This is a genomic window from Serratia sp. CY47280, assembly GCF_052168655.1.
In the GTDB taxonomy this organism is placed as follows: domain Bacteria; phylum Pseudomonadota; class Gammaproteobacteria; order Enterobacterales; family Enterobacteriaceae; genus Serratia; species Serratia bockelmannii.
The window spans coordinates 173,637-194,281 of record NZ_JBJNMG010000007.1; the positions used below are offsets into that span (position 1 = coordinate 173,637).

Sequence of the window (20,645 nt, forward strand, 5' to 3'; positions counted from 1 at the left end):
TTAGCGCCGGCGCGGCTGCGTCGGCAGGATGAAAATCAAAGGGCCGGCTATCAATGCCGGCCCTTTTTTAATTGCTGTCTTCCGGGAATTCACCCACCGTCATTTTCAGCGTAATGCGTTTGCCGTCGCGCAGCACGATGACCGGTATCTCGGTGCCCGGTCTGATCTCCGCTACCTGATCCATGGTTTCCAGCACGGACACCGCCGGTTTGTTATCCACGTTGATGATGATGTCGTTGATCTGGAAACCGGCGCTGCTCGCCGGGCCGTTCGGCGTAATTTCGGTCACGATGATGCCCTGCAGGCGATCGATGCCGGAATTGGAGGAGCGCAGCGGAATGATCTCTTTGCCCTGAATGCCGAAATAGCCACGGATCACGCGGCCGTCGCGGATCAGCTTGTCCATGATTTTGGTGGCCAGCTCGATCGGAATGGCAAAACCGAGCCCCTCCGGCGTTTCGCCGTCGGTGATTTTGTCATAGGTCAGGGTATTGATGCCGATCAGCTCACCCAGCGAGTTGACCAGCGCGCCGCCGGAGTTGCCGCGGTTGATTGAGGCGTCGGTCTGCAGGAACGTCTGGCGGCCGGTGGTGCTCATACTGATGCGCCCGGTAGCGCTGAGAATGCCCTGAGTCACGGTTTGCCCCAGGTTATACGGGTTGCCGATTGCCAGCACCACGTCGCCGACGTGGGCAACGCGATTTTTATTGGTCGGGATCACCGGTAAATTGCCGGGATCGATCTTCAGCACCGCCAAATCGGTCAGGCCGTCGGAGCCGACCAACAGCGCTTCGTAGCGGCGGCCATCCTGCAACACCACGGTGATCTGCTGAGCGTCTTTGATCACGTGGCGGTTGGTGATGATATAGCCGCGTTCGTTCATGATCACGCCGGAACCGAGCGACAGCACGTTGGCGGCGCCGTTCAGATTGCGGTTGTAGATGTTCACCACGGCGGGCGCGGCGCGGCGCACCGCCTTGTTGTAGCTCACCGGCGTTTCGTCGCTGGTATTCTCGGTTTTCTCTGCAAACAGGCCGTTGGAAGAGCGCAGCATGGGCAGAGCGACCAACAGCAGGCCGGCAACGATGAGACCGATAACGACAGAACGCAAGAGCTTAGCAAACATGGAGTTTTCGTGGTGTGGTGAACGATGTTCGGAGGATAGCATGAGTTAACCGGGCGCAGTATGTCACCGAGCCCGGTTTTTGCACAAATTAACGCAGTAGCAGATAAATGGTTTCGTTACCGCGCACGATATTGAGCGCCATCACCGGTGGCTTGGCCTCCAGCACTTTGCGCAGCGTAGTGATGTTGTCCACGCGCTGACGGTTGACGCCGATGATCACGTCGCCTTTCTGCAGGCCGATCTGCGCCGCCGTTGACCCTTTATCCACGTTCTCCACCTTCACACCCTTGTCACCGCTCGGCAACGCGCCGTTACTGAGGGAGACGCCCTGCAGCGCCGGCGACAGCGTTTCGGCATTGGTCGAGGCGCTCTCGCTGTTGTCCAGCGTGACCGAGACTTCCTGCGGTTTGCCATCGCGCAGCAGGCCCACCTTGAGGGTTTTGCCCGGCGCGGTGGTGCCCACCTTGGCGCGCAGTTCGGCGAAGCTGCTCACCGGTTTACCGTCGACGGAGACCAGGATATCCCCAGCCTTGATGCCCGCCTTGGCGGCGGCGGATTTCGGCAGCACTTCGCTGACGAAGGCGCCGCGCTGCGCGTCGGTGTTAAAGGCTTTGGCCATATCCGGGGTCATTTCGCTGCCCTTGATGCCCAGCAGGCCGCGTTTCACTTCGCCGAATTCAATCAGCTGCTGGCTCAGGTTCTGCGCCATATTGCTCGGAATGGCGAAGCCGATGCCGACGTTGCCGCCGCTCGGCGCCAAAATGGCGGTATTGATGCCGATCAGCTCGCCATTCAGATTAACCAGCGCGCCGCCGGAGTTACCGCGGTTGATGGAGGCGTCGGTCTGAATGAAGTTTTCCAGCCCTTCCAGATTCAGGCCGGAACGCCCCAGCGCCGAGATAATGCCGGAGGTGGCGGTTTGGCCCAGGCCGAACGGGTTGCCGACCGCGACGGCAAAGTCGCCGACGCGCAGCTGATCGGAGTCGGCCATCTTGATGGCGGTCAGATTCTTGGTGTCACTGAGCTGCAGCAGGGCGATGTCGGATTGCTCATCGCGGCCAACCAGCTTGGCGTCCAACTCGCGCCCGTCGTTCAACTGCACGCGAATTTTATCGGCGTTGTTGATGACGTGGTTGTTGGTCAGCACGTAGCCTTTGGCGGCGTCGATGATCACGCCGGAACCCAGCCCCTCAAACGGGCGGGAGCTCTGCTGTTGGCCGGGGAAGTTAGGGCCGAAGAAGCGTCTGAACTCTTCCGGCAGCTGTTGACGCTGCACCTGAGTGCCGGCGACATGCACGCTCACTACGGCCGGCAAGACTTTTTCTAGCATCGGCGCCAGGCTCGGCAGCGGCTGCCCCTGAACGGCGACGGGCAGGGCCGCGTTGGCCACCGGTACGGAGCTGAGCGTCAGGCCGAGGCTCATTGCCAATGCACTAAGAATTAACGACTTTTTCTTCATTGATTATAACTCTCTCAATACCTGCCGATGAAAATTTGATGATAAGGCAATCACCTTGTCATAGTGAAGGGTAAGACCGTGAATTTGCGTGCAAAGTTCAGTAAAGGTAATGCGAGGGAAGGTCAAGACGGTAAACGCGAGGAAGCCCGCGGGTGGCCCCGCGGGCGAAGGGGATCAGTCGCGGCGCGCGCTTTGCCCGCGCAGCAGGCCGGAGGCACCTTCCGAATAGTCGCGCGGCATTTCCACCGGCGCTTGATCGTTGTCTGCTTCCGCTTCGGTCAGGCGATAGCGGAACGGATTTTCCTGCATCGGCAGATCCGGCAGCAGGTTGTTCGAGCTTTTCGCCATGTGCTGATACAGCTGACGATAATCGCGCGCCATGTTGTCCAGCAGCTCGGCGCTGCGGGCAAAGTGGCCGACCAGCTCCTGACGGTACTCTTCCAGCTCGGTTTTGCTCTTGTCCAGCTCGTTCTGCAGGACTTGTTGTTGACGTAATTTACGGTTGCCAAAACGCATCGCCACCGCACCAATCACGATACCGACGACCAAACCAATCAGCGCATACTCCCAGGTCATGATGACTCCTATTTTGACTTCGTTGTTCCGCAGGGATTTTTCACTTAATAATATCCACTATAACCGTTAACCTTGTCCGAGTGGAATCCTGATGCGCTTCCACCTAATTTTTACAGGGTTTTCAGCGGCGCCCGCAGCGGGTATTTGTGGCGATAACGGTGCGAATCGGCATCAACTTGCCGCCAACGTTGGCTAAATAATTTCTAAGCGTTCTTAGGGAACATCGAACAGATGCAGGCACTATCACCGTTATCTCGCTACCAGCAGGCGCTGGATGCGGGTGAATATCAGGCCGATGAGGTTCAACGCCGGGCCGTGACTCAACTGGATCGCATTTATCAGGCTCTGCTGCAAAAGCCGGCGGCGAGCGCGCCTGCCGGCGGGCTGCGCGGCAAGCTCAGCCGCTTGCTGGGCAAGGGCGGCGACACGGCGCCACAGCGCCCGGTGCAGGGGCTGTATATGTGGGGCGGCGTCGGGCGCGGCAAAACCTGGTTGATGGATATGTTCTTCCACAGTTTGCCGGGCGATCGCAAAATGCGTCTGCACTTCCATCGCTTCATGCTGCGGGTGCATGAAGAACTGACCGAGTTGCAAGGGCGGGAAAACCCGCTGGAAATCGTCGCCGACGGCTTCAAGGCCGAGACCGATGTGTTGTGCTTCGACGAATTCTTCGTGTCCGACATCACCGACGCCATGCTGCTGGCCACGCTGCTGCAGGCGCTGTTCGCGCGCGGCATCACGCTGGTGGCCACGTCGAACATCCCGCCGGACGATCTGTACCACAACGGTCTGCAGCGGGCGCGTTTCCTGCCGGCTATCGATCTGATCAATGAGTACTGCGACGTGATGAACGTTGACGCCGGTATCGATTATCGTCTGCGTACTCTGACCCAGGCGCACCTCTACCTGACGCCGCTGAGCGACCAGACGCGCGAAACGCTGGACCGGATGTTCGTCAAGCTGGCGGGCAAGGCGGGGGAGGAGGCGCCGATGCTGCAGATCAACCATCGGCCGCTGCAGGCGATCCGTTCGGTGGACGGCGTGCTGGCGGTGGATTTCCACACGCTGTGCGAAGAGGCGCGCAGCCAACTGGACTACATCGCGCTGTCGCGGCTGTATCACAGCGTGATCCTGTATAATGTGCAGGTGATGGGGCCGCTGAAAGAGAATACCGCGCGCCGTTTCCTGGCGTTGGTGGACGAATTCTACGAACGGCACATCAAGCTGGTGATCGGCGCCGAAGCGTCGATGTTCGAGATCTATCAGGGGGTGCAGCTGAAATTTGAATTCCAGCGCTGCCTGTCGCGCCTGCAGGAAATGCAGAGCGAAGAGTACCTCAAGCTGCCGCATCTGCCCTGAGTCTGCCGGGCTTGCCGCCGCCATATCGCCGGTTGTCCGCCGCCGGCGATAAATTTATTTTCCATTCAAAAACCGTTCGATCTTTGTGAGCGACTTCTCTATAATCTTGCGACCCCACGTTACAACAAAGTTTTTTTTCCCAAAAACTTTATAGTGCCGGCAATGGCTATTCGAAGGGGTAGGTTTGCTGGACTTGTATGGTCGTGTGAGCCTCAACTGTTTTCGAGCGTTTGGGTGTTCACCAACGTGTAACTAATTATTGGGTAAGCTTTCTAATGAAAACTTTTACAGCTAAACCAGAAACCGTAAAACGCGACTGGTACGTTGTTGATGCAGATGGTAAAACTTTAGGCCGTCTCGCTACTGAACTGGCTCGTCGCCTGCGCGGCAAGCATAAAGCGGAATACACCCCGCACGTGGATACCGGTGATTACATCATCGTTCTGAACGCTGACAAAGTTGCTGTAACCGGCAACAAGCGTACAGACAAAGTGTACTACCACCACACCGGCCACATCGGTGGTATCAAGCAAGCGACCTTTGAAGAGATGATTGCCCGCCGTCCTGAGCGCGTGATTGAAATCGCGGTTAAAGGCATGCTGCCAAAGGGCCCGCTGGGTCGTGCTATGTTCCGTAAACTGAAAGTTTACGCGGGCACCGAGCACAATCACGCGGCACAGCAACCGCAAGTTCTGGACATTTAATCGGGATTAATGGCAATGGCTGAAAATCAATACTACGGCACTGGTCGCCGCAAAAGCTCCGCCGCTCGCGTCTTCATCAAGCCGGGCAACGGTAACATCGTTATCAACCAGCGCAGCCTGGAACAGTACTTCGGTCGCGAAACTGCCCGCATGGTAGTTCGTCAGCCGCTGGAACTGGTCGACATGGTTGGCAAACTGGATCTGTACATCACCGTTAAAGGTGGTGGTATCTCCGGTCAAGCTGGCGCTATCCGTCACGGTATCACCCGTGCACTGATGGAGTACGATGAGACTCTGCGTTCTGAACTGCGTAAAGCTGGCTTCGTCACCCGTGACGCTCGTCAGGTTGAACGTAAGAAAGTCGGTCTGCGTAAAGCACGTCGTCGTCCGCAGTTCTCCAAGCGTTAATTTTCGCTGCTTCGGCAGTGCGATTTACGCAAAAAACCCGGTGCTTCACCGGGTTTTTTTATGCCTGAAATCCGCCGTCCCCGACTAAAATCTGTGGCATATCAGACAATTCAACATGAATTCGCCGCACTGCCCCCACAAAACAAGCAAAATCTGGTAAACTATCACCCACTTTTGCGCCTGTTCGCCGTGCAGTTGACCTCCTGGGCCGGTTTTTTATGGGTTCGGGTCGCGCTGCGTGCTGCCGGCCTGCGGCAAGATTATTCAGGATAGCAGCCTGTCAGTTGGCTATTCGCAGTATTTTCTAGATAACTTGGAGGTTTTCATGGCTGTCGCTGCCAACAAACGTTCGGTAATGACGCTGTTCTCTGGCCCGACCGACATTTTTAGCCATCAAGTACGTATCGTACTGGCGGAGAAAGGTGTCAGCGTCGAGATCGAGCAGGTCGAAATGGATAACCTGCCGCAAGATCTGATTGACCTCAACCCTTACCAGACGGTGCCTACGCTGGTCGATCGCGAACTGACCCTGTATGAATCCCGCATCATCATGGAATATCTGGATGAGCGCTTCCCGCACCCGCCGCTGATGCCGGTTTACCCGGTTGCCCGTGGTGAGAGCCGTCTGATGATGCTGCGCATCGAGAAGAACTGGTACTCGCTGATGGACAAGATCGAGAAGAGCAGCGGTCAGGAAGCGGAATCCGCCCGTCGTCAGCTGCGTGAAGAGCTGTTGGCGATCGCGCCTATCTTCGGCCAGACGCCGTATTTCATGAGCGAAGAGTTCAGCCTGGTGGATTGCTACCTGGCACCGCTGTTGTGGCGTCTGCCGCAGCTGGGCATCGAATTGAGCGGCGCCGGCTCTAAAGAGCTGAAAGGCTACATGACCCGCGTCTTCGAACGCGACGCTTTCCTGGCTTCCCTGACCGAAGCCGAGCGTGAAATGCGCCTGCAAACCCGGGGCTAAGCGCGATGGACATGTCTCAGATGACGCCGCGTCGCCCGTATCTGCTGCGGGCGTTCTACGACTGGCTGCTGGATAACCAGCTGACGCCGCACCTGGTGGTCGACGTGACTCGCCCGGATGTTCAGGTGCCGATGGAGTTCGCGCGTGATGGCCAGATCGTGTTGAATATCGCGCCGCGCGCGGTAGGCAACCTGGCGTTGGGCAACGAAGACGTGCAGTTTAACGCACGTTTCGGCGGCGTGCCGCGTCAGGTTTCGGTGCCGATGGCAGCCGTACTGGCGATTTATGCGCGTGAAAACGGCGCCGGCACGATGTTCGAACCGGAAGCCGCCTACGACGAGAGCGAAGGCGTGTTCGAAGGTCTGGACAATGAGACGATCCCGTCGGAAACCCTGATGTCAGTGATCGACGGCGATCGCCCGGATACCGCGGAAGATGACGGCCCGGACGACGAACCGCCGCAGCCGCCACGCGGTGGCCGACCGGCGCTGCGTGTGGTGAAATAAGCCCGCGTGAACAAACGAAAAAGCACCCCGTGGGGTGCTTTTTTTTGCCCGGACGAAGCGGATCAGCCTTTCAAGGCGGCAATGCAGGCATCGCGCGGCGCGCTGAGATCGCCTACGCGCACGGTGGACAGCGCGTGGGCTGCACGCTCACGGAAGCTGGTGATGGCGGTGTCGCCTTGCACTTCCGGTGGCGCGGTGCAGATGTCATTGAGCGGCAGATCGTTGCCTTTGTTGAGCGCCTGCAATACCGCCGCCGGGTTGTAGATCAGGGCCGCGGAGAGGGCAGATTTAATGCCGGCGGTAAATCCGGCATTGCCGCCGCCGGCCAGCTTGGGCGCCAGAGCAATCCAGTTGTCGTCCCCCAACCGGATGCTGTTTTCCACGGCGCTGAACTGCCCGGCCTTGCCCAACTGCGCCACGACCGGCCGCGCGCCGCGCGCTTCGATATTGTAACCGACCTCCTGCGAATCCAGCGCCAGGGCTGAGGCGCTGAAACTGACGGCCAGCAGCGCGCCGGCCAACAGGGAAATGGAGCATTTCATGTTCGCTATCCTTATCTCGGTGTCAGGCGCAGCCGCGCCCTGCAATGGTGCTAACTCAATACTATAGCGCGTTGAGGCAGTGAGGAGAGGGGCGGTTGTTACAAAGCGTGGCCGGTTAAAACAAAGGCCCGGCAACGTGCCGGGCCTTTGGCGGTACGGAAGGTTTACACTTCCAGGTAGTTCATGATGCCGTCTGCCGCTTTGCGGCCTTCGGCGATCGCCGTCACCACCAGGTCGGAGCCGCGGACCGCGTCGCCACCGGCGAAGATTTTCGGGTTGCTGGTCTGGAATGCGTTGTCGCTGCCTTCCGGCGCCACGATGCGGCCCTGTTTATCGAGCTGCACGTCGTGCGCCGCCAGCCAGTCCATACGGTGTGGGCGGAAGCCGAACGCCATCACCACCGCGTCGGCGTCGATAACGTGTTCGGAACCCGGTACCTGCTCCGCCGCCTGACGGCCGTTGGCATCCGGTGCGCCCAGCTGAGTGCGCACCATTTTCACCCCGGCCACGCGGCCGGCGCTGTTCAGTTCGATGCTCAGCGGCTGCAGGTTGAACTGGAAGTCCACCCCTTCTTCCCGCGCGTTCTTCACTTCGCGCTTGGAGCCCGGCATGTTGGCCTCGTCGCGGCGGTAGGCGCAGACGACCTGCGTCGCGCCCTGACGCACCGAGGTACGCACACAGTCCATGGCGGTATCGCCGCCGCCCAGCACCACTACCCGCTTGCCTTCCATGCTGACGTAAGGCTCGTGCTGCTCGGTTTCATAGCCCATCAGCTGCTTGGTGTTGGCGATCAGGAACGGCAGCGCGTCGTACACGCCCTGCGCTTCCTCATTCTCCAGGCCGCCGCGCATCGACTGATAGGTACCGACGCCGAGGAACACCGCATCGTACTCGCTCAGCAAGGTCTCCATGCTGATGTCTTTGCCCACTTCGGTGTTCAGCTGGAACTCGATGCCCATCTCGCTGAAGATGCCGCGGCGTTTGACCATCACTTCCTTTTCCAGCTTGAAGGCCGGGATACCGAAGGTCAGCAGGCCGCCGATCTCAGGATGACGGTCATACACCACCGCTTTGACGCCGTTGCGGGTCAGCACGTCGGCGCAGGCCAGCCCGGCAGGGCCGGCACCGACGATCGCCACGCGCTTGCCGGTCGGCTGCACGTGCGACATGTCCGGCTTCCAGCCCATTTCGATGGCCTTATCGCTGATGTAACGCTCGATATTGCCGATGGTGACCGCGCCGAACTCGTCGTTCAGGGTGCAAGACCCTTCGCACAGGCGATCCTGCGGGCATACGCGGCCGCACACCTCCGGCAGGCTGTTGGTCTGATGCGCCAGGTCCGCCGCTTCCATGATGCGGCCTTCGTTGGCCAGTTTCAGCCAGTTCGGGATGTAGTTGTGCACCGGGCACTTCCACTCGCAATACGGGTTGCCGCAGGACAGACAGCGGTCCGCCTGGGCCTTGGCCTGGGTTTCCGAAAACGGTTCGTAGATCTCGACGAACTCGATTTTGCGGATCTTCAGCGGTTTCTTTGGCGGATCAACACGCTGCAGGTCGATAAATTGATAAACGTTCTGGCTCATTAATGACCTACCTCTTACTGCGCCTGCACCCGCAGCTCGGCTGCGGAGCGGCTACGGTGACCCAACAGCGCTTTGACATCGCTAGACTTCGGTTTGACCAGGGCGAACTTTGGCGCCCACTCCGGCCAGTTGGCCAGGATCTCTTCCGCGCGGGAAGAGCCGGTCGCCTGCACGTGTTCGGTGATCAGGCCGCGCAGGTGCTCCTCATGGATCGCCAGCTGATCGACATCCAGCACTTCCACCAGCTCCGGGTTTACGCGCTTGCGGAACTCGCCGTCTTCGTCCAGCACGTAGGCGAAGCCGCCGGTCATGCCGGCACCGAAGTTGATGCCGGTTTTACCCAGCACACAGACGATGCCGCCGGTCATGTATTCGCAGCCGTTGTCGCCGATGCCTTCCACCACGGTGATGGCGCCGGAGTTGCGCACCGCGAAGCGTTCGCCCGCGCGGCCGGCAGCGAACAGCTTGCCGCCGGTGGCGCCGTACAGGCAGGTGTTGCCGACGATACTGGCTTCATGGCTGCGGAAGGCGGAGCCGATCGGCGGACGCACTGCGATGCTGCCGCCGGCCATGCCTTTGCCGACATAGTCGTTGGCATCGCCGGTCAGGGTCAGCTCGACGCCGCCGGCGTTCCAAACGCCGAAGCTCTGCCCGGCGGTGCCGGAGAAGTGCGCCTTAATAGGATCGGCCGCCATGCCCTGATCGCCGTGCACGTCGGCGATCGCGCCGGACAGCATGGCGCCCACGGAGCGGTCGGTGTTGCGAATGTCGAAGTAGAAGGTTTTACCCTGCTTCGCTTCGATGTACGGCTGCGCCTGCGCCAGCAGCTCTTTGTTCAGCAGGCCCTTGTCGAACGCCGGGTTGCTGCTTTCGGTGCAGTACACCGCTTTGCCCGGATGCGGCGTGGCGGTTTTCAGCAGCGGCGACAGATCCAGCTTGTTCTGCTTGGCGGAGATGCCGTCCAGCTCGGTCAGGAACTCGGTGCGGCCGATCAGATCCACCAGTTGGCTCACGCCCAGTTGGGCCATGATCTCGCGGGTTTCACGCGCGATAAACTGGAAGTAATTCGTCACGCGTTCCGGCAGGCCGTGGTAGTGATCGCGGCGCAGCTTGTCGTCCTGAGTCGCGACGCCGGTCGCGCAGTTGTTGAGGTGGCAGATGCGCAGGTATTTGCAGCCCAGCGCCACCATCGGCCCGGTGCCGAAGCCGAAGCTTTCCGCGCCCAGGATCGCCGCTTTGACGATGTCCACGCCGGTTTTCAGGCCGCCGTCCACCTGCAGGCGGATCTTGTGGCGCAGGCCGTTGGCCACCAGCGCCTGCTGGGTTTCCACCAGGCCCAGTTCCCACGGACAGCCGGCATATTTCACCGAGGACAGCGGGCTGGCGCCGGTGCCGCCGTCGTAACCGGCGATGGTGATCAGATCGGCATAGGCTTTCGCCACGCCGGTGGCGATGGTGCCGACGCCCGGCTCGGACACCAGTTTCACCGAAATCACCGCCTTCGGGTTGACCTGCTTCAGGTCGAAGATCAGCTGCGCCAGATCTTCGATCGAGTAGATGTCGTGGTGCGGCGGCGGGGAGATCAGCGTCACGCCCGGCACTGAATAACGCAATCTGGCGATGTACGGAGTGACTTTGTCGCCCGGTAGCTGGCCGCCTTCGCCCGGCTTGGCGCCTTGCGCGACCTTAATTTGGATCACGTCGGCGTTCACCAGGTAGGCCGGCGTCACGCCGAAGCGGCCGGAGGCCACCTGTTTGATGCGCGACACCTTGTTGGTGCGGTAGCGCGCCGGATCTTCGCCGCCTTCGCCAGAGTTGGAGAAGCCGCCGAGACCGTTCATGGCGATCGCCAGCGACTCGTGCGCTTCCGGGCTCAGTGCGCCGATCGACATCGCCGCGGTGTCGAAGCGTTTGAACAGCGACTCCGCCGGTTCGACCTGATCGACCGGGATCGGTTCACCTTTCGGCGTGATGGCCAGCAGATCGCGCAGCATGGCGATCGGCCGCTCGTTCACCAGCTTGGCGTAGGCCTGGTAGTCGCTGTACTCGCCGCTGTGCACCGCTTTTTGCAGCGAGTTCACCACGTCCGGGTTGTAGGCGTGGTATTCGCCGCCGTGTACGAACTTCAGCAGGCCGCCTTGCTCCAGCGGTTTGCGTTTCAGCCAGGCGCGCTTGGAGAGGTTCTGCAGATCCTGCTGGAAGTCGCTGAAGCTGGCACCGCCGATGCGGCTGACCACGCCCTGGAAGCACAGATCCGCCAGATCGCGGTGCAGGCCGACCGCTTCGAACAGCTTGGAGCAGCGATAAGAGGCGATGGTCGAGATGCCCATCTTGGACATGATCTTGTACAGGCCTTTGTTGATGCCGTTGCGGTAGTTCAGCATCACGTCGCGGTATTTCTTGTCGATCGCCTGGCTGTCCACCAGCTTGGCCAGGGTTTCATAGGCCAGGTACGGGTAGATGGCGGTCGCGCCGAAGCCGAGCAGCACGGCGAAGTGGTGCGGATCGCGGGCGCTGGCGGTTTCAACGATCAGGTTGGCGTCGCAGCGCAGGCTCTTCTCCACCAGGCGGGTTTGCACGGCGCCCACAGCCATCGGAGCCGGTACCGGCAGGCGGCCGGGCGCGATGGCGCGGTCGGACAGCACCAACAGAACTGCGCCTTCGCGCACCTTGCGTTCCGCTTCGTCGCACAGGGCGCGAATGGTCTGCTCCAGATCCTGCTGCTGCGGATCGAAGGTCAGATCGAGCGTCTCGGCGCGATAGTATTCGCCTTCCAGCGTGGTGAGCTGTTTGAAATCGGAGTACAGCAGGATCGGCGATTTGAAGCTCAGGCGGTGCGCCTGGCCTTCGGCTTCGCAGAACACGTTCATTTCACGCCCGATGCTGGTGGCCAGCGACATGACGTGCGCTTCGCGCAGCGGATCGATCGGCGGGTTGGTGACCTGCGCGAACTGCTGGCGGAAGTAGTCGTAAACGATGCGCGGCCGGCTGGAGAGCACGGCGAACGGGGTATCGTCGCCCATCGAACCGGTGGCTTCCTGGCCAATCTCGCCCAGCACGCGGATCACCTGATCCAGCTCTTCGCTGCTGTAGCCGAACTGTTTCTGGTAGGTTTCGAGCTGCGCGTCGTCGAGCTCGCGGCTGCCGACCTGATCGTCCGGCAGATCTTCGAACGGCACCAGGCGTTTGACGTTTTTCTCCATCCACTCTTTATACGGGTGGCGGCTTTTCAGATCGTTGTCGGTTTCCGCTGAGTGCAGGATGCGGCCGCTGCGGGTGTCGATCACCATCAGCTCGCCGGGGCCAACGCGGCCTTTTTCCACCACTTCATCCGGCTGGTAATCCCAGATGCCGACTTCGGAGGCGCAGGTGATCAGCTTGTCTTTGGTGATCACGTAGCGCGCCGGGCGCAGGCCGTTGCGATCGAGGTTACAGGCGGCGTAGCGGCCGTCGGACATCACGATGCCGGCCGGGCCGTCCCACGGCTCCATGTGCATCGAGTTGAAGTCGAAGAAGGCGCGCAGATCGCCGTCCATGTCCGGGTTGTTCTGCCAGGCCGGCGGCACCAGCAGGCGCATGGCGCGGATGAGATCCATCCCGCCCGCCAGCAGCAGCTCCAGCATGTTGTCCAGCGAACTGGAGTCGGAGCCGGTTTCGTTGACGAACGGCGCGGCGGCTTGCAGATCCGGGATCAGCGGCGTTTGGAATTTGTAGGTACGGGCACGCGCCCATTGGCGGTTGCCGGTGATGGTATTGATTTCGCCGTTGTGCGCCAGGTAGCGGAACGGCTGCGCCAGCGGCCAGCGCGGCACGGTGTTGGTGGAGAAGCGCTGGTGGAACAGGCATATGGCCGACTCCAGGCGCAGGTCCGCCAGATCGAGATAGAAGCGCGGCAGATCCGCAGGCATGCACAGGCCTTTATAGATCGTCACCAGGTTAGAGAAGCTGCAGACGTAGAAACTGTCGTCCTGCACGCGTTTCTCGATGCGGCGACGCGCCACGAACAGGCGGCGCTCCATATCGCGCGGGCGCCAGCCGGCCGGGGCGTTAACGAAGATTTGCTCGATGCGCGGCAGGGAGGAGAGGGCGATTTCACCCAGCACGTCCGGGTTGGTCGGCACTTCGCGCCAGCCGACGATCGACAGCGTTTCGTTTTGCAGCTCTTCTTCCACGATGCGGCGGCTGAGGCGCGCTTCCTCTTCATTCTGGCTGAGGAACATCATGCCGACGGCGTAGTTCTTGGCCAAACGCCAGCCGCGCTCTTCCGCCACCATGCGGAAGAAGCGATCGGGTTTTTGCAGCAACAGGCCGCAGCCGTCGCCGGTCTTGCCGTCGGCCAGGATCGCGCCGCGGTGCTGCATGCGGGCCAGCGCGTGAATGGCGGTGCGCACCACCTTGTGGCTAGGTTCGCCTTCTATGTGGGCGATCAGGCCGAAACCACAGTTGTCCCTCTCTTGGGATTTATCGTACAACATATCGTGAACCTCCCCAGGCTCTGCGTGACTCTCACAACCTACTGCGAGGGGGCTTCCCAATTTCAGGCAGAAGTCCAATCAGCAAGTTAACCCCGCCAATCTGCTTTTCCGCCCTCCATCAATGGCCTCTCGTGACGGTCTCACAAGTGGTATAGGACTTGTTTTAAGAGGGAGTCTTCAATTACTGCATAAATATGACGAGACGTTTGCCCGTCCAGAAAGCTTCCAGCGGACTTCCAACTTAGCGAGAAAGAATTCGCAGGTCAAATGTGGGCTTAAGATAGATTCTTATCGAATTAATGATGTTTATTTATTTGATAAATAAGTAATTTAATGCATTTTTGCACTGTCGTGGGGCAACACCGATCCCCGCAGAAGTGTGAGCTGTCTCACTATAGTGCAACCCCTTAATCTCTGCACCATGCTAGTGCGGGGGTTAATGCCAGAATTTTATTCTATAAGATATTGCTTGGCTGATGTTTATGACTATTTTTCACCGTGTTGTCATATTGCCGTTAACGGTTGCGTGACGATTAGAATAATTCATCAGAATTATAGTGAATTGATTTGCGTTTATGATGAATAGTTATGCCTGGTGGCGCCTTGCGGGGAAAGCGTTGATCTCTGTCATCGCGGGAAAAGCCGTTTCTTATTAGCATCGCGGCTTTGAACACAGAGAATCACCAAGATTATGCAGTTGCCGCAATTAGTCAATATGTTTGGCGCAGATCTCCAGCGCCGCTATGGCGAAAAGATCCATAAACTCACGCTGCACGGCGGATTCAGCTGCCCTAACCGCGACGGCACGTTGGGGCGCGGCGGCTGTACGTTCTGCAATGTCGCCTCGTTCGCCGATGAAGCGATGCAGCGCCAGAGCATCGACGAACAGCTGGCGCAACAGGCCGCGCGGGTCGATCGGGCGCGGCGCTATCTGGCCTATTTCCAGGCCTATACCAGCACCTATGCGCAGATCGAACGGCTGGCGTCGATGTATCGGCAGGCGTTGGCGCAGAGCGCCATGGTCGGCCTGTGCGTCGGCACCCGGCCGGACTGCGTGCCGCCCGCCGCGCTGGATCTGCTGGCGGGATACCGCGAGCAAGGCTATGAAGTGTGGCTGGAGCTGGGGCTGCAGACGGCGCACGATAAAACGCTGAAGCGCATCAATCGCGGCCATGATTTTCGCTGTTATCAGCAGACGGCGCGGCTGGCCCGGCAGCGCGGGCTGAAGGTGTGCTGCCATCTGATCGTCGGGCTGCCGGGAGAAACTCAGCGCGATCATCTGCTCACGCTGCAGCGGGTGGTGGAGACTGGCGTGGATGGCATCAAACTGCATCCGCTGCACGTCGTGACCGGCAGTACCCTGGCCCGCGCGTGGCGCGCCGGGCGCTTGTCCGAACTGGCGTTGGAGGACTACGCCGTCAGCGCCGGGGAGATGATCCGCCACACGCCGGGCGAGGTGGTGTATCACCGTCTTTCCGCCAGCGCCCGTCGGCCGACGCTGCTGGCGCCGCTGTGGTGCGAAAACCGCTGGAGTGGCATGCAGGCGGTCGGTGCTTATCTGCAACAGCGCGGTGGGCAGGGCAGCGCGCTGGATGAAAAGTGGCGCTACCGCCCTGGAATGCCGCTCTGAAGTGCAATCTTTGCCACACTTCGGCGTTTGCCGCCTTATCTCACCGCGGTTTTACGGTATGATTCAAAAGATTGTGTCTGATGGGAGCCGCTATGAAGCAAATCCGGGTGTTGGCCCAGTACTACGTTGATTTAATGGTGAAACTGGGGTTGGTACGCTTCTCGCTGCTGCTGGCCTCGGCGCTGGTGGTGCTGGCGATGGTGGTGCAGATGGCGGTGACCATGCTGCTGCGCGGCGAAGTGGAAAGCATCGACGTGGTGCGTTCGATCTTCTTCGGCCTGTTGATCACCCCGTGGGCGGTCTATTTTCTCTCGGTGGTGGTGGAACAGTTGGAAGAGTCGCGCCAACGGCTGGCGCGGCTGGTGGACAAGCTCGAAGAGATGCGCCACCGCGATCTGGAGCTCAATCAGCAGCTCAAAGACAATATCAGCCAGCTGAATCAGGAGATTGCCGACCGTATCAAGGCGGAAGAAGAGCGCCTGCAGGTGATGGAAAAGCTGACCGAAGAGATGGAACAGCGCGAGCTGGCGCAGATTGAGCTGGGCCAGCAATCGGCGCTGTTGCGTTCCTTCCTCGATGCCTCGCCGGATCTGGTCTACTACCGCAACGAAGACAAAGAGTTCTCCGGCTGCAACCGCGCGATGGAGCTGCTGACCGGCAAAAGCGAGAAGCAGCTGATCGGCCTGACGCCGTTCGACGTCTACGGCCAGGAGATCGCCGAAAAGGTCATTGAGACCGACGAGAAGGTGTTCCGCCACAACGTCTCGCTGACCTACGAACAGTGGCTGGTGTATCCCGACGGCCGCAAGGCCTGTTTCGAGCTGCGCAAGGTCCCGTTTTACGACCGGGTGGGCAAACGCCACGGGCTGATGGGCTTCGGCCGCGATATTACCGAGCGTAAGCGCTACCAGGACGCGCTAGAGAACGCCAGCAGGGAGAAGACCACCTTTATCTCCACCATCAGCCACGAGCTGCGTACGCCGCTTAACGGCATCGTCGGCCTGAGCCGCATCCTGCTCGATACCGAGCTGAATGACGAGCAACTGAAATACCTGAAGACCATCCACGTCAGCGCCATCACCCTCGGCAATATCTTCAACGACATTATCGAAATGGATAAGCTCGAGCGGCGCAAGGTGCAGCTCGACAACCAGCCGGTGGACTTCACCGGTTTCCTGGCAGATCTGGAGAACCTCTCCGGCCTGCTGGCGCAGCCGAAAGGGCTGCAGTTCATCATGGATCCGCAGACGCCGCTGCCGCAGCAGATCGTGACCGACGGCACGCGCCTGCGGCAGATTCTGTGGAACCTGATCGGCAACGCGGTGAAATTTACCCAGCAGGGGAAAATCGTGGTGCGCGTGCGGCGCGAGGCGCAGGAGAAGCTGGTGTTCGAGGTGGAAGATTCGGGCATGGGCATCCCGCAGGACGAGCAGGACAAGATCTTCGCCATGTATTACCAGGTGAAAGATCAGCGCGGCGGCCGTCCGGCCACCGGCACCGGCATCGGGCTGGCGGTCTCCAAGCGGCTGGCGCAGAGCATGGGGGGTGACATCACCGTGCGCAGCGAACAGGGGCACGGTTCTTGCTTCACTCTGACCATCCAGGCGCCGGCGGTGCAGGAAGCCGTCAGCGAGGTATCGGAGGAAGAGGAGCTGCCGTTGCCGGCGCTGCACATCCTGCTGGTGGAGGATATCGAACTGAACGTGATCGTGGCGCGATCGGTGCTGGAGAAATTGGGCAACAGCGTCGATGTGGCGATGAACGGCCACGATGCGCTGGCGATGTTCGACCCGGACGAGTTCGATCTGGTACTGCTGGACATCCAACTGCCGGACATGACCGGGCTCGATATCGCCCGGGCGCTGCGCGAACGCTATGCCGGGCAGGCGCTGCCGCCGCTGGTGGCTTTGACCGCCAACGTGCTGAAAGACAAAAAAGAGTATCTCGAGGCGGGCATGGACGATGTGCTGAGCAAGCCGTTGTCGGTGCCGGCGCTGACCCAGGTCATCAAACACTATTGGGATCATCAACCTTCTCACACTTCAAAGAAAACGGAGCACAAGGCGATGCAGATTAATGAGTCGTTACTCGATACCGCGATGCTGGAACAGTACATGGATCTGGTTGGCCCGCAGCTGATCCACCAAAGCCTGGAGATGTTCGAACAGATGATGCCGGGCTACCTGGCGGTGCTGGACTCCAATATGACGGCGCGCGATCAGAAAGGCATCACCGAGGAAGGGCACAAGATCAAGGGCGCCGCCGGTTCGGTCGGTCTGCGCCATCTGCAGCAGCTGGCGCAGCAGATTCAAACGCCGACGCTGCCGGCCTGGTGGGATAACGTGCAGGATTGGGTGGATGAGTTGAAACAAGAGTGGCGCAACGATGTGCAGGTACTGCGGGCTTGGGTTGAGAACGCTGAAAAAAAATGACCCCGACCTAAGCCGGGGTGCGCGAATATTGCGCCAACACCAGGGAAATTGTGAACCTGCGTATTGGTTTCAGTGTTCTGGTCGAGCAGGTTGTTGCGAATTCCTAAACATCATACAGCCAACAACATAGCAAATGTAAGCGCTCTTGTTAGAAGATTCATTAAAATGTGTGATGTAGATTAGTGTTTGTCAACTCAGAGCACGAACCAGTTGACAGCAGCGACAGGAGTAAGAGTGATGAAAAAGGTGGGTGTAGTCCTCAGCGGCAGCGGCGTTTATGACGGTACGGAGATCCATGAAGCGGTGCTGACGCTGCTGGCGTTGGACCGTGCCGGCGCCCAGGCGGTGTGCTTTGCGCCTGATAAACCACAATGCCATGTTATTAATCACTTATCGGGTGAGGAGATGGCGGAGTCGCGCAATGTCCTGATTGAATCGGCGCGCATTGCCCGCGGGGCAGTGCAGCCGCTGGCGCTGGCGGAAGCCGCCCAGCTGGATGCGCTGATCGTGCCCGGTGGCTTTGGCGCCGCCAAGAATCTCAGCAATTTCGCCGAAGCCGGCGTGGAATGTTGGGTCGATGAAGATTTGGCGCGTCTGACGCGCGAGATGCATAAGGCCAACAAACCAATTGGCCTGATGTGCATCGCGCCGGCGCTGTTGCCGAAACTGCTGGATCAACAAGCGCGGCTCACCATTGGCAACGATCCGGACCTGGGGGAAGTGATTGACGCCATGGGCGGCGAGCCGGTGATTTGTCCGGTGGACGACATCGTGGTGGACAGCGAGCACAAGATCGTGACTACGCCAGCCTATATGCTGGCGCCGTCGATCGCGCAGGCGGCCCTCGGCATCGATAAGCTGGTGGCGCGGGTGCTGGAACTGTCTGAATGAGAAAATCGCTCGGCGGATGGCGGCGGCTGCGCCCGTGGTATTGGCTGAAGCGCGGCGTCATCGCGATTATCGGCCTGTGGGTGTTGGGCATTGTGCTCTTTGCCTTCCTGCCGGTGCCGTTTTCCGCCGTGATGGTGGAGAGGCAAGTCAGCGCCTGGCTGAGCGGCGACTTCGGCTACGTCGCCCATTCGGACTGGGTGTCGATGGACGATATCTCGCCGCAAATGGCGCTGGCGGTGATGGCGGCGGAGGATCAGAAGTTTCCAGACCATTGGGGCTTCGATGTGGCGGCCATTGAAAAGGCGCTCAGCCACAACGAGAAACGCCCGACGCGCATCCGCGGCGCATCCACGCTGTCGCAGCAGACCGCTAAAAACCTGTTTCTGTGGGATGGCCGCAGCTGGCTGCGCAAAGGGCTGGAGGCCGGGCTGACGTCGGGCATCGAGCTGGTGTGGACCAAGCGACGTATTCTGACGGTGTATCTGAACATCGTCGAGTTCGGCGACGGGGTGTTCGGCGTGGAAGAGGCTTCACAGCGCTTTTTCCATAAGCCGGCCAAACGTCTGAGCGCGGCCGAAGCGGCGCTGCTGGCGGCGGTATTGCCGAATCCGCACCGCTTCAGGGCCGATGCGCCGTCCGGCTATGTGGTGCAGCGTCAACAATGGATTATGCGCCAAATGCGGCAACTGGGCGGGGAAGCGTTTTTACGCGAGAACAAGCTGGATTAAACGGGCGGGAGCGGCACGGTGCCGCTCCCGCCAAGCGGCTTATTTCACATAGGTAAAGGCGGTAGTGACGTGCTTCACGCCGCTGACCTGGCTAGCAATCTGCGCCGCTGACTGCCCTTCCTGCTGCGTGACCAGGCCCAGCAAGAACACTTCGCCGTTTTCGGTAGTAACCTTCACGTTGGACGATTTCACCGTATCGCTGGTGAGCAGCTGCGAACGCACCTTGGTGGTGATCCAGGTGTCGGAGGACGCGGTGCTCAGGCTGACCGGCGTGCCCTGACGGATCTCGTTATACACTTCGGTCGTGCCTTCCACGCCCATGGCGATCTGCTTGGCGCGCGCGGTGAGATCGGCGTTAGGCGACTGGCCGCTCAACAGCACCTTGCCCTGATAGGCGGTGGCGACCACCCGGGCATCTTTCTTCAACTGCTGGTCTTTGCTCAGGGCGCTTTCGACCCTGGCTTCCAGCGTGCCGTCATCCACCTGGGTCCCGACGCTGCGCGGGTCGGTGGCGGTTTTGGTCGCGACGGCCGCACTGCCGACGACGACGCCGGCGATACAGCCTTGCAACAGCAGGGCGCTGGACAGCACTGCAAATGTGGCTTTTAGCTTCATCTCAGTTCCTTAATCGTCCTGGTGGGGGAATAACGTATTGTCTATCAGGTCGCACAGGCAGTTTACGGTCAGCATATGCATTTCCTGAATGCGCGAGCTGCGGTGCGACGGGATGCGGATCTCGACATCCTGCTGGCCGAGCAACCCGGCCAGTTCGCCACCGTCGTAGCCGGTGAGCGCGACGATGGTCATATCGCGGGTCACGGCCGCCTCGACCGCTTTCACAATATCACGGCTGTTGCCGCGGGTGGAAATCGCTAGCAGCACGTCACCGGTGTGCCCAAGTGCGCGCACCTGCTTGGCGTACACTTCGTCGTGCAACCGATCGTTGCTGATCGCCGTCAGCACCACGTTGTCGGCGTTGAGGGCGATGGCTGGCAGGCTGGGGCGCTCGGTTTCAAAACGGTTGATCATGCTGGCGGCGAAGTGCTGCGCGTTGGCCGCCGAGGTGCCGTTGCCGCAGCACAGGATTTTGTTGCCGTTGAGTAAGGATTGAACCAGCGTCATCGCAGCGCGGGAAATGGCGTCCGGCAGTGCTTCCGCCGCCGCGATCTGGGTTTGGATGCTTTCGGTAAAACAGACTTTAATTCTATCCAGCACGTTGTATTAATCCACTAAGTCAAAGGGCCGGTCTGCGCCGCAAA

At 60.1% G+C, this 20,645-nt stretch carries 17 protein-coding genes; 9 read left to right on the plus strand and 8 right to left on the minus strand.

Annotated features, from left to right (window positions below):
- Positions 1 to 67: 67 nt before the first annotated feature.
- From degS to zapG, 3 genes are all read right to left on the minus strand, one after another.
- Entirely contained in the window at positions 68 to 1,126 is a 1,059-nt protein-coding gene (gene degS / locus ACJ8J4_RS21605) for an outer membrane-stress sensor serine endopeptidase DegS (protein WP_025304369.1), read from the minus strand.
- Between the two features lie 88 nt (positions 1,127 to 1,214).
- Complete coding sequence (degQ, locus tag ACJ8J4_RS21610; RefSeq protein ID WP_025304368.1) at positions 1,215 to 2,585, minus strand: serine endoprotease DegQ; 1,371 nt, start codon at positions 2,583 to 2,585, stop codon at positions 1,215 to 1,217.
- A gap of 174 nt (positions 2,586 to 2,759) precedes the next feature.
- Positions 2,760 to 3,161, minus strand: coding sequence for a Z-ring associated protein ZapG (zapG, locus tag ACJ8J4_RS21615; protein ID WP_004937074.1), 402 nt, complete (start codon positions 3,159 to 3,161; stop codon positions 2,760 to 2,762).
- Positions 3,162 to 3,392: 231 nt separating this feature from the next.
- On the opposite strand from zapG, the gene zapE reads away from it, so the two are divergent.
- The 5 genes from zapE (at position 3,393) to sspB (ending at position 7,105) form a co-directional block, all read left to right on the plus strand.
- Positions 3,393 to 4,520, plus strand: coding sequence for a cell division protein ZapE (gene zapE, locus ACJ8J4_RS21620; protein WP_264383754.1), 1,128 nt, complete (start codon positions 3,393 to 3,395; stop codon positions 4,518 to 4,520).
- Between the two features lie 275 nt (positions 4,521 to 4,795).
- On the plus strand, positions 4,796 to 5,224 hold the full coding sequence (rplM, locus tag ACJ8J4_RS21625) for a 50S ribosomal protein L13 (protein WP_004937079.1): 429 nt from the start codon (positions 4,796 to 4,798) through the stop codon (positions 5,222 to 5,224).
- A 15-nt stretch (positions 5,225 to 5,239) separates the two neighbouring features.
- Entirely contained in the window at positions 5,240 to 5,632 is a 393-nt protein-coding gene (gene rpsI, locus ACJ8J4_RS21630) for a 30S ribosomal protein S9 (RefSeq protein WP_004937080.1), read from the plus strand.
- A gap of 325 nt (positions 5,633 to 5,957) precedes the next feature.
- Complete coding sequence (gene sspA, locus ACJ8J4_RS21635; protein WP_025304366.1) at positions 5,958 to 6,599, plus strand: stringent starvation protein SspA; 642 nt, start codon at positions 5,958 to 5,960, stop codon at positions 6,597 to 6,599.
- A 5-nt stretch (positions 6,600 to 6,604) separates the two neighbouring features.
- Positions 6,605 to 7,105 (plus strand): ClpXP protease specificity-enhancing factor, encoded by a 501-nt coding sequence (gene sspB / locus ACJ8J4_RS21640; RefSeq protein ID WP_025304365.1) that lies wholly within the window; start codon positions 6,605 to 6,607, stop codon positions 7,103 to 7,105.
- 62 nt (positions 7,106 to 7,167) lie between these two features.
- Here sspB and ACJ8J4_RS21645 read toward each other — a convergent pair whose 3' ends face one another.
- From ACJ8J4_RS21645 to gltB, 3 genes are all read right to left on the minus strand, one after another.
- Complete coding sequence (locus tag ACJ8J4_RS21645) at positions 7,168 to 7,647, minus strand: hypothetical protein (RefSeq protein ID WP_025304364.1); 480 nt, start codon at positions 7,645 to 7,647, stop codon at positions 7,168 to 7,170.
- Between the two features lie 164 nt (positions 7,648 to 7,811).
- Positions 7,812 to 9,230: a glutamate synthase small subunit gene (locus ACJ8J4_RS21650; protein WP_043141970.1), complete on the minus strand. Its 1,419-nt coding sequence runs from the start codon at positions 9,228 to 9,230 to the stop codon at positions 7,812 to 7,814.
- 14 nt (positions 9,231 to 9,244) lie between these two features.
- Entirely contained in the window at positions 9,245 to 13,705 is a 4,461-nt protein-coding gene (gene gltB, locus ACJ8J4_RS21655; protein ID WP_025304362.1) for a glutamate synthase large subunit, read from the minus strand.
- A 691-nt stretch (positions 13,706 to 14,396) separates the two neighbouring features.
- On the opposite strand from gltB, the gene ACJ8J4_RS21660 reads away from it, so the two are divergent.
- The 4 genes from ACJ8J4_RS21660 to mtgA all read left to right on the plus strand — a co-directional run bounded on the left by ACJ8J4_RS21660 (position 14,397) and on the right by mtgA (position 19,386).
- Positions 14,397 to 15,335, plus strand: a complete 939-nt coding sequence (locus ACJ8J4_RS21660) for a TIGR01212 family radical SAM protein (RefSeq protein ID WP_060434639.1) — start codon at positions 14,397 to 14,399, stop codon at positions 15,333 to 15,335.
- A gap of 92 nt (positions 15,336 to 15,427) precedes the next feature.
- Positions 15,428 to 17,767 carry an aerobic respiration two-component sensor histidine kinase ArcB gene (gene arcB / locus ACJ8J4_RS21665; protein WP_025304360.1) on the plus strand — a complete coding sequence of 780 codons (2,340 nt, stop codon included), beginning with the start codon at positions 15,428 to 15,430 and terminating at the stop codon, positions 17,765 to 17,767.
- 237 nt (positions 17,768 to 18,004) lie between these two features.
- Positions 18,005 to 18,658 (plus strand): isoprenoid biosynthesis glyoxalase ElbB, encoded by a 654-nt coding sequence (elbB, locus tag ACJ8J4_RS21670; RefSeq protein ID WP_193402403.1) that lies wholly within the window; start codon positions 18,005 to 18,007, stop codon positions 18,656 to 18,658.
- Entirely contained in the window at positions 18,655 to 19,386 is a 732-nt protein-coding gene (mtgA, locus tag ACJ8J4_RS21675) for a monofunctional biosynthetic peptidoglycan transglycosylase (RefSeq protein ID WP_025304358.1), read from the plus strand. The genes elbB and mtgA overlap by 4 nt, the downstream gene beginning before the upstream one ends.
- A gap of 39 nt (positions 19,387 to 19,425) precedes the next feature.
- Here mtgA and dolP read toward each other — a convergent pair whose 3' ends face one another.
- On the minus strand, positions 19,426 to 20,001 hold the full coding sequence (dolP, locus tag ACJ8J4_RS21680; protein WP_197836058.1) for a division/outer membrane stress-associated lipid-binding lipoprotein: 576 nt from the start codon (positions 19,999 to 20,001) through the stop codon (positions 19,426 to 19,428).
- 9 nt (positions 20,002 to 20,010) lie between these two features.
- Positions 20,011 to 20,601, minus strand: coding sequence for a DnaA initiator-associating protein DiaA (diaA, locus tag ACJ8J4_RS21685; protein WP_004937103.1), 591 nt, complete (start codon positions 20,599 to 20,601; stop codon positions 20,011 to 20,013).
- Positions 20,602 to 20,645 lie beyond the last annotated feature (44 nt).

Excerpts from the sequence above, each read along its gene's own strand:
- degS (WP_025304369.1), bottom strand. The coding sequence starts at position 1,126 with ATGTTTGCTAAGCTCTTGCGTTCTGTCGTTATCGGTCTCATCGTTGCC.
- degQ (WP_025304368.1), bottom strand. The coding sequence starts at position 2,585 with ATGAAGAAAAAGTCGTTAATTCTTAGTGCATTGGCAATGAGCCTCGGC.
- zapG (WP_004937074.1), bottom strand. The coding sequence starts at position 3,161 with ATGACCTGGGAGTATGCGCTGATTGGTTTGGTCGTCGGTATCGTGATT.
- zapE (WP_264383754.1), top strand. The coding sequence starts at position 3,393 with ATGCAGGCACTATCACCGTTATCTCGCTACCAGCAGGCGCTGGATGCG.
- rplM (WP_004937079.1), top strand. The coding sequence starts at position 4,796 with ATGAAAACTTTTACAGCTAAACCAGAAACCGTAAAACGCGACTGGTAC.
- rpsI (WP_004937080.1), top strand. The coding sequence starts at position 5,240 with ATGGCTGAAAATCAATACTACGGCACTGGTCGCCGCAAAAGCTCCGCC.
- sspA (WP_025304366.1), top strand. The coding sequence starts at position 5,958 with ATGGCTGTCGCTGCCAACAAACGTTCGGTAATGACGCTGTTCTCTGGC.
- sspB (WP_025304365.1), top strand. The coding sequence starts at position 6,605 with ATGGACATGTCTCAGATGACGCCGCGTCGCCCGTATCTGCTGCGGGCG.
- ACJ8J4_RS21645 (WP_025304364.1), bottom strand. The coding sequence starts at position 7,647 with ATGAAATGCTCCATTTCCCTGTTGGCCGGCGCGCTGCTGGCCGTCAGT.
- ACJ8J4_RS21650 (WP_043141970.1), bottom strand. The coding sequence starts at position 9,230 with ATGAGCCAGAACGTTTATCAATTTATCGACCTGCAGCGTGTTGATCCG.
- gltB (WP_025304362.1), bottom strand. The coding sequence starts at position 13,705 with ATGTTGTACGATAAATCCCAAGAGAGGGACAACTGTGGTTTCGGCCTG.
- ACJ8J4_RS21660 (WP_060434639.1), top strand. The coding sequence starts at position 14,397 with ATGCAGTTGCCGCAATTAGTCAATATGTTTGGCGCAGATCTCCAGCGC.
- arcB (WP_025304360.1), top strand. The coding sequence starts at position 15,428 with ATGAAGCAAATCCGGGTGTTGGCCCAGTACTACGTTGATTTAATGGTG.
- elbB (WP_193402403.1), top strand. The coding sequence starts at position 18,005 with ATGAAAAAGGTGGGTGTAGTCCTCAGCGGCAGCGGCGTTTATGACGGT.
- mtgA (WP_025304358.1), top strand. The coding sequence starts at position 18,655 with ATGAGAAAATCGCTCGGCGGATGGCGGCGGCTGCGCCCGTGGTATTGG.
- dolP (WP_197836058.1), bottom strand. The coding sequence starts at position 20,001 with ATGAAGCTAAAAGCCACATTTGCAGTGCTGTCCAGCGCCCTGCTGTTG.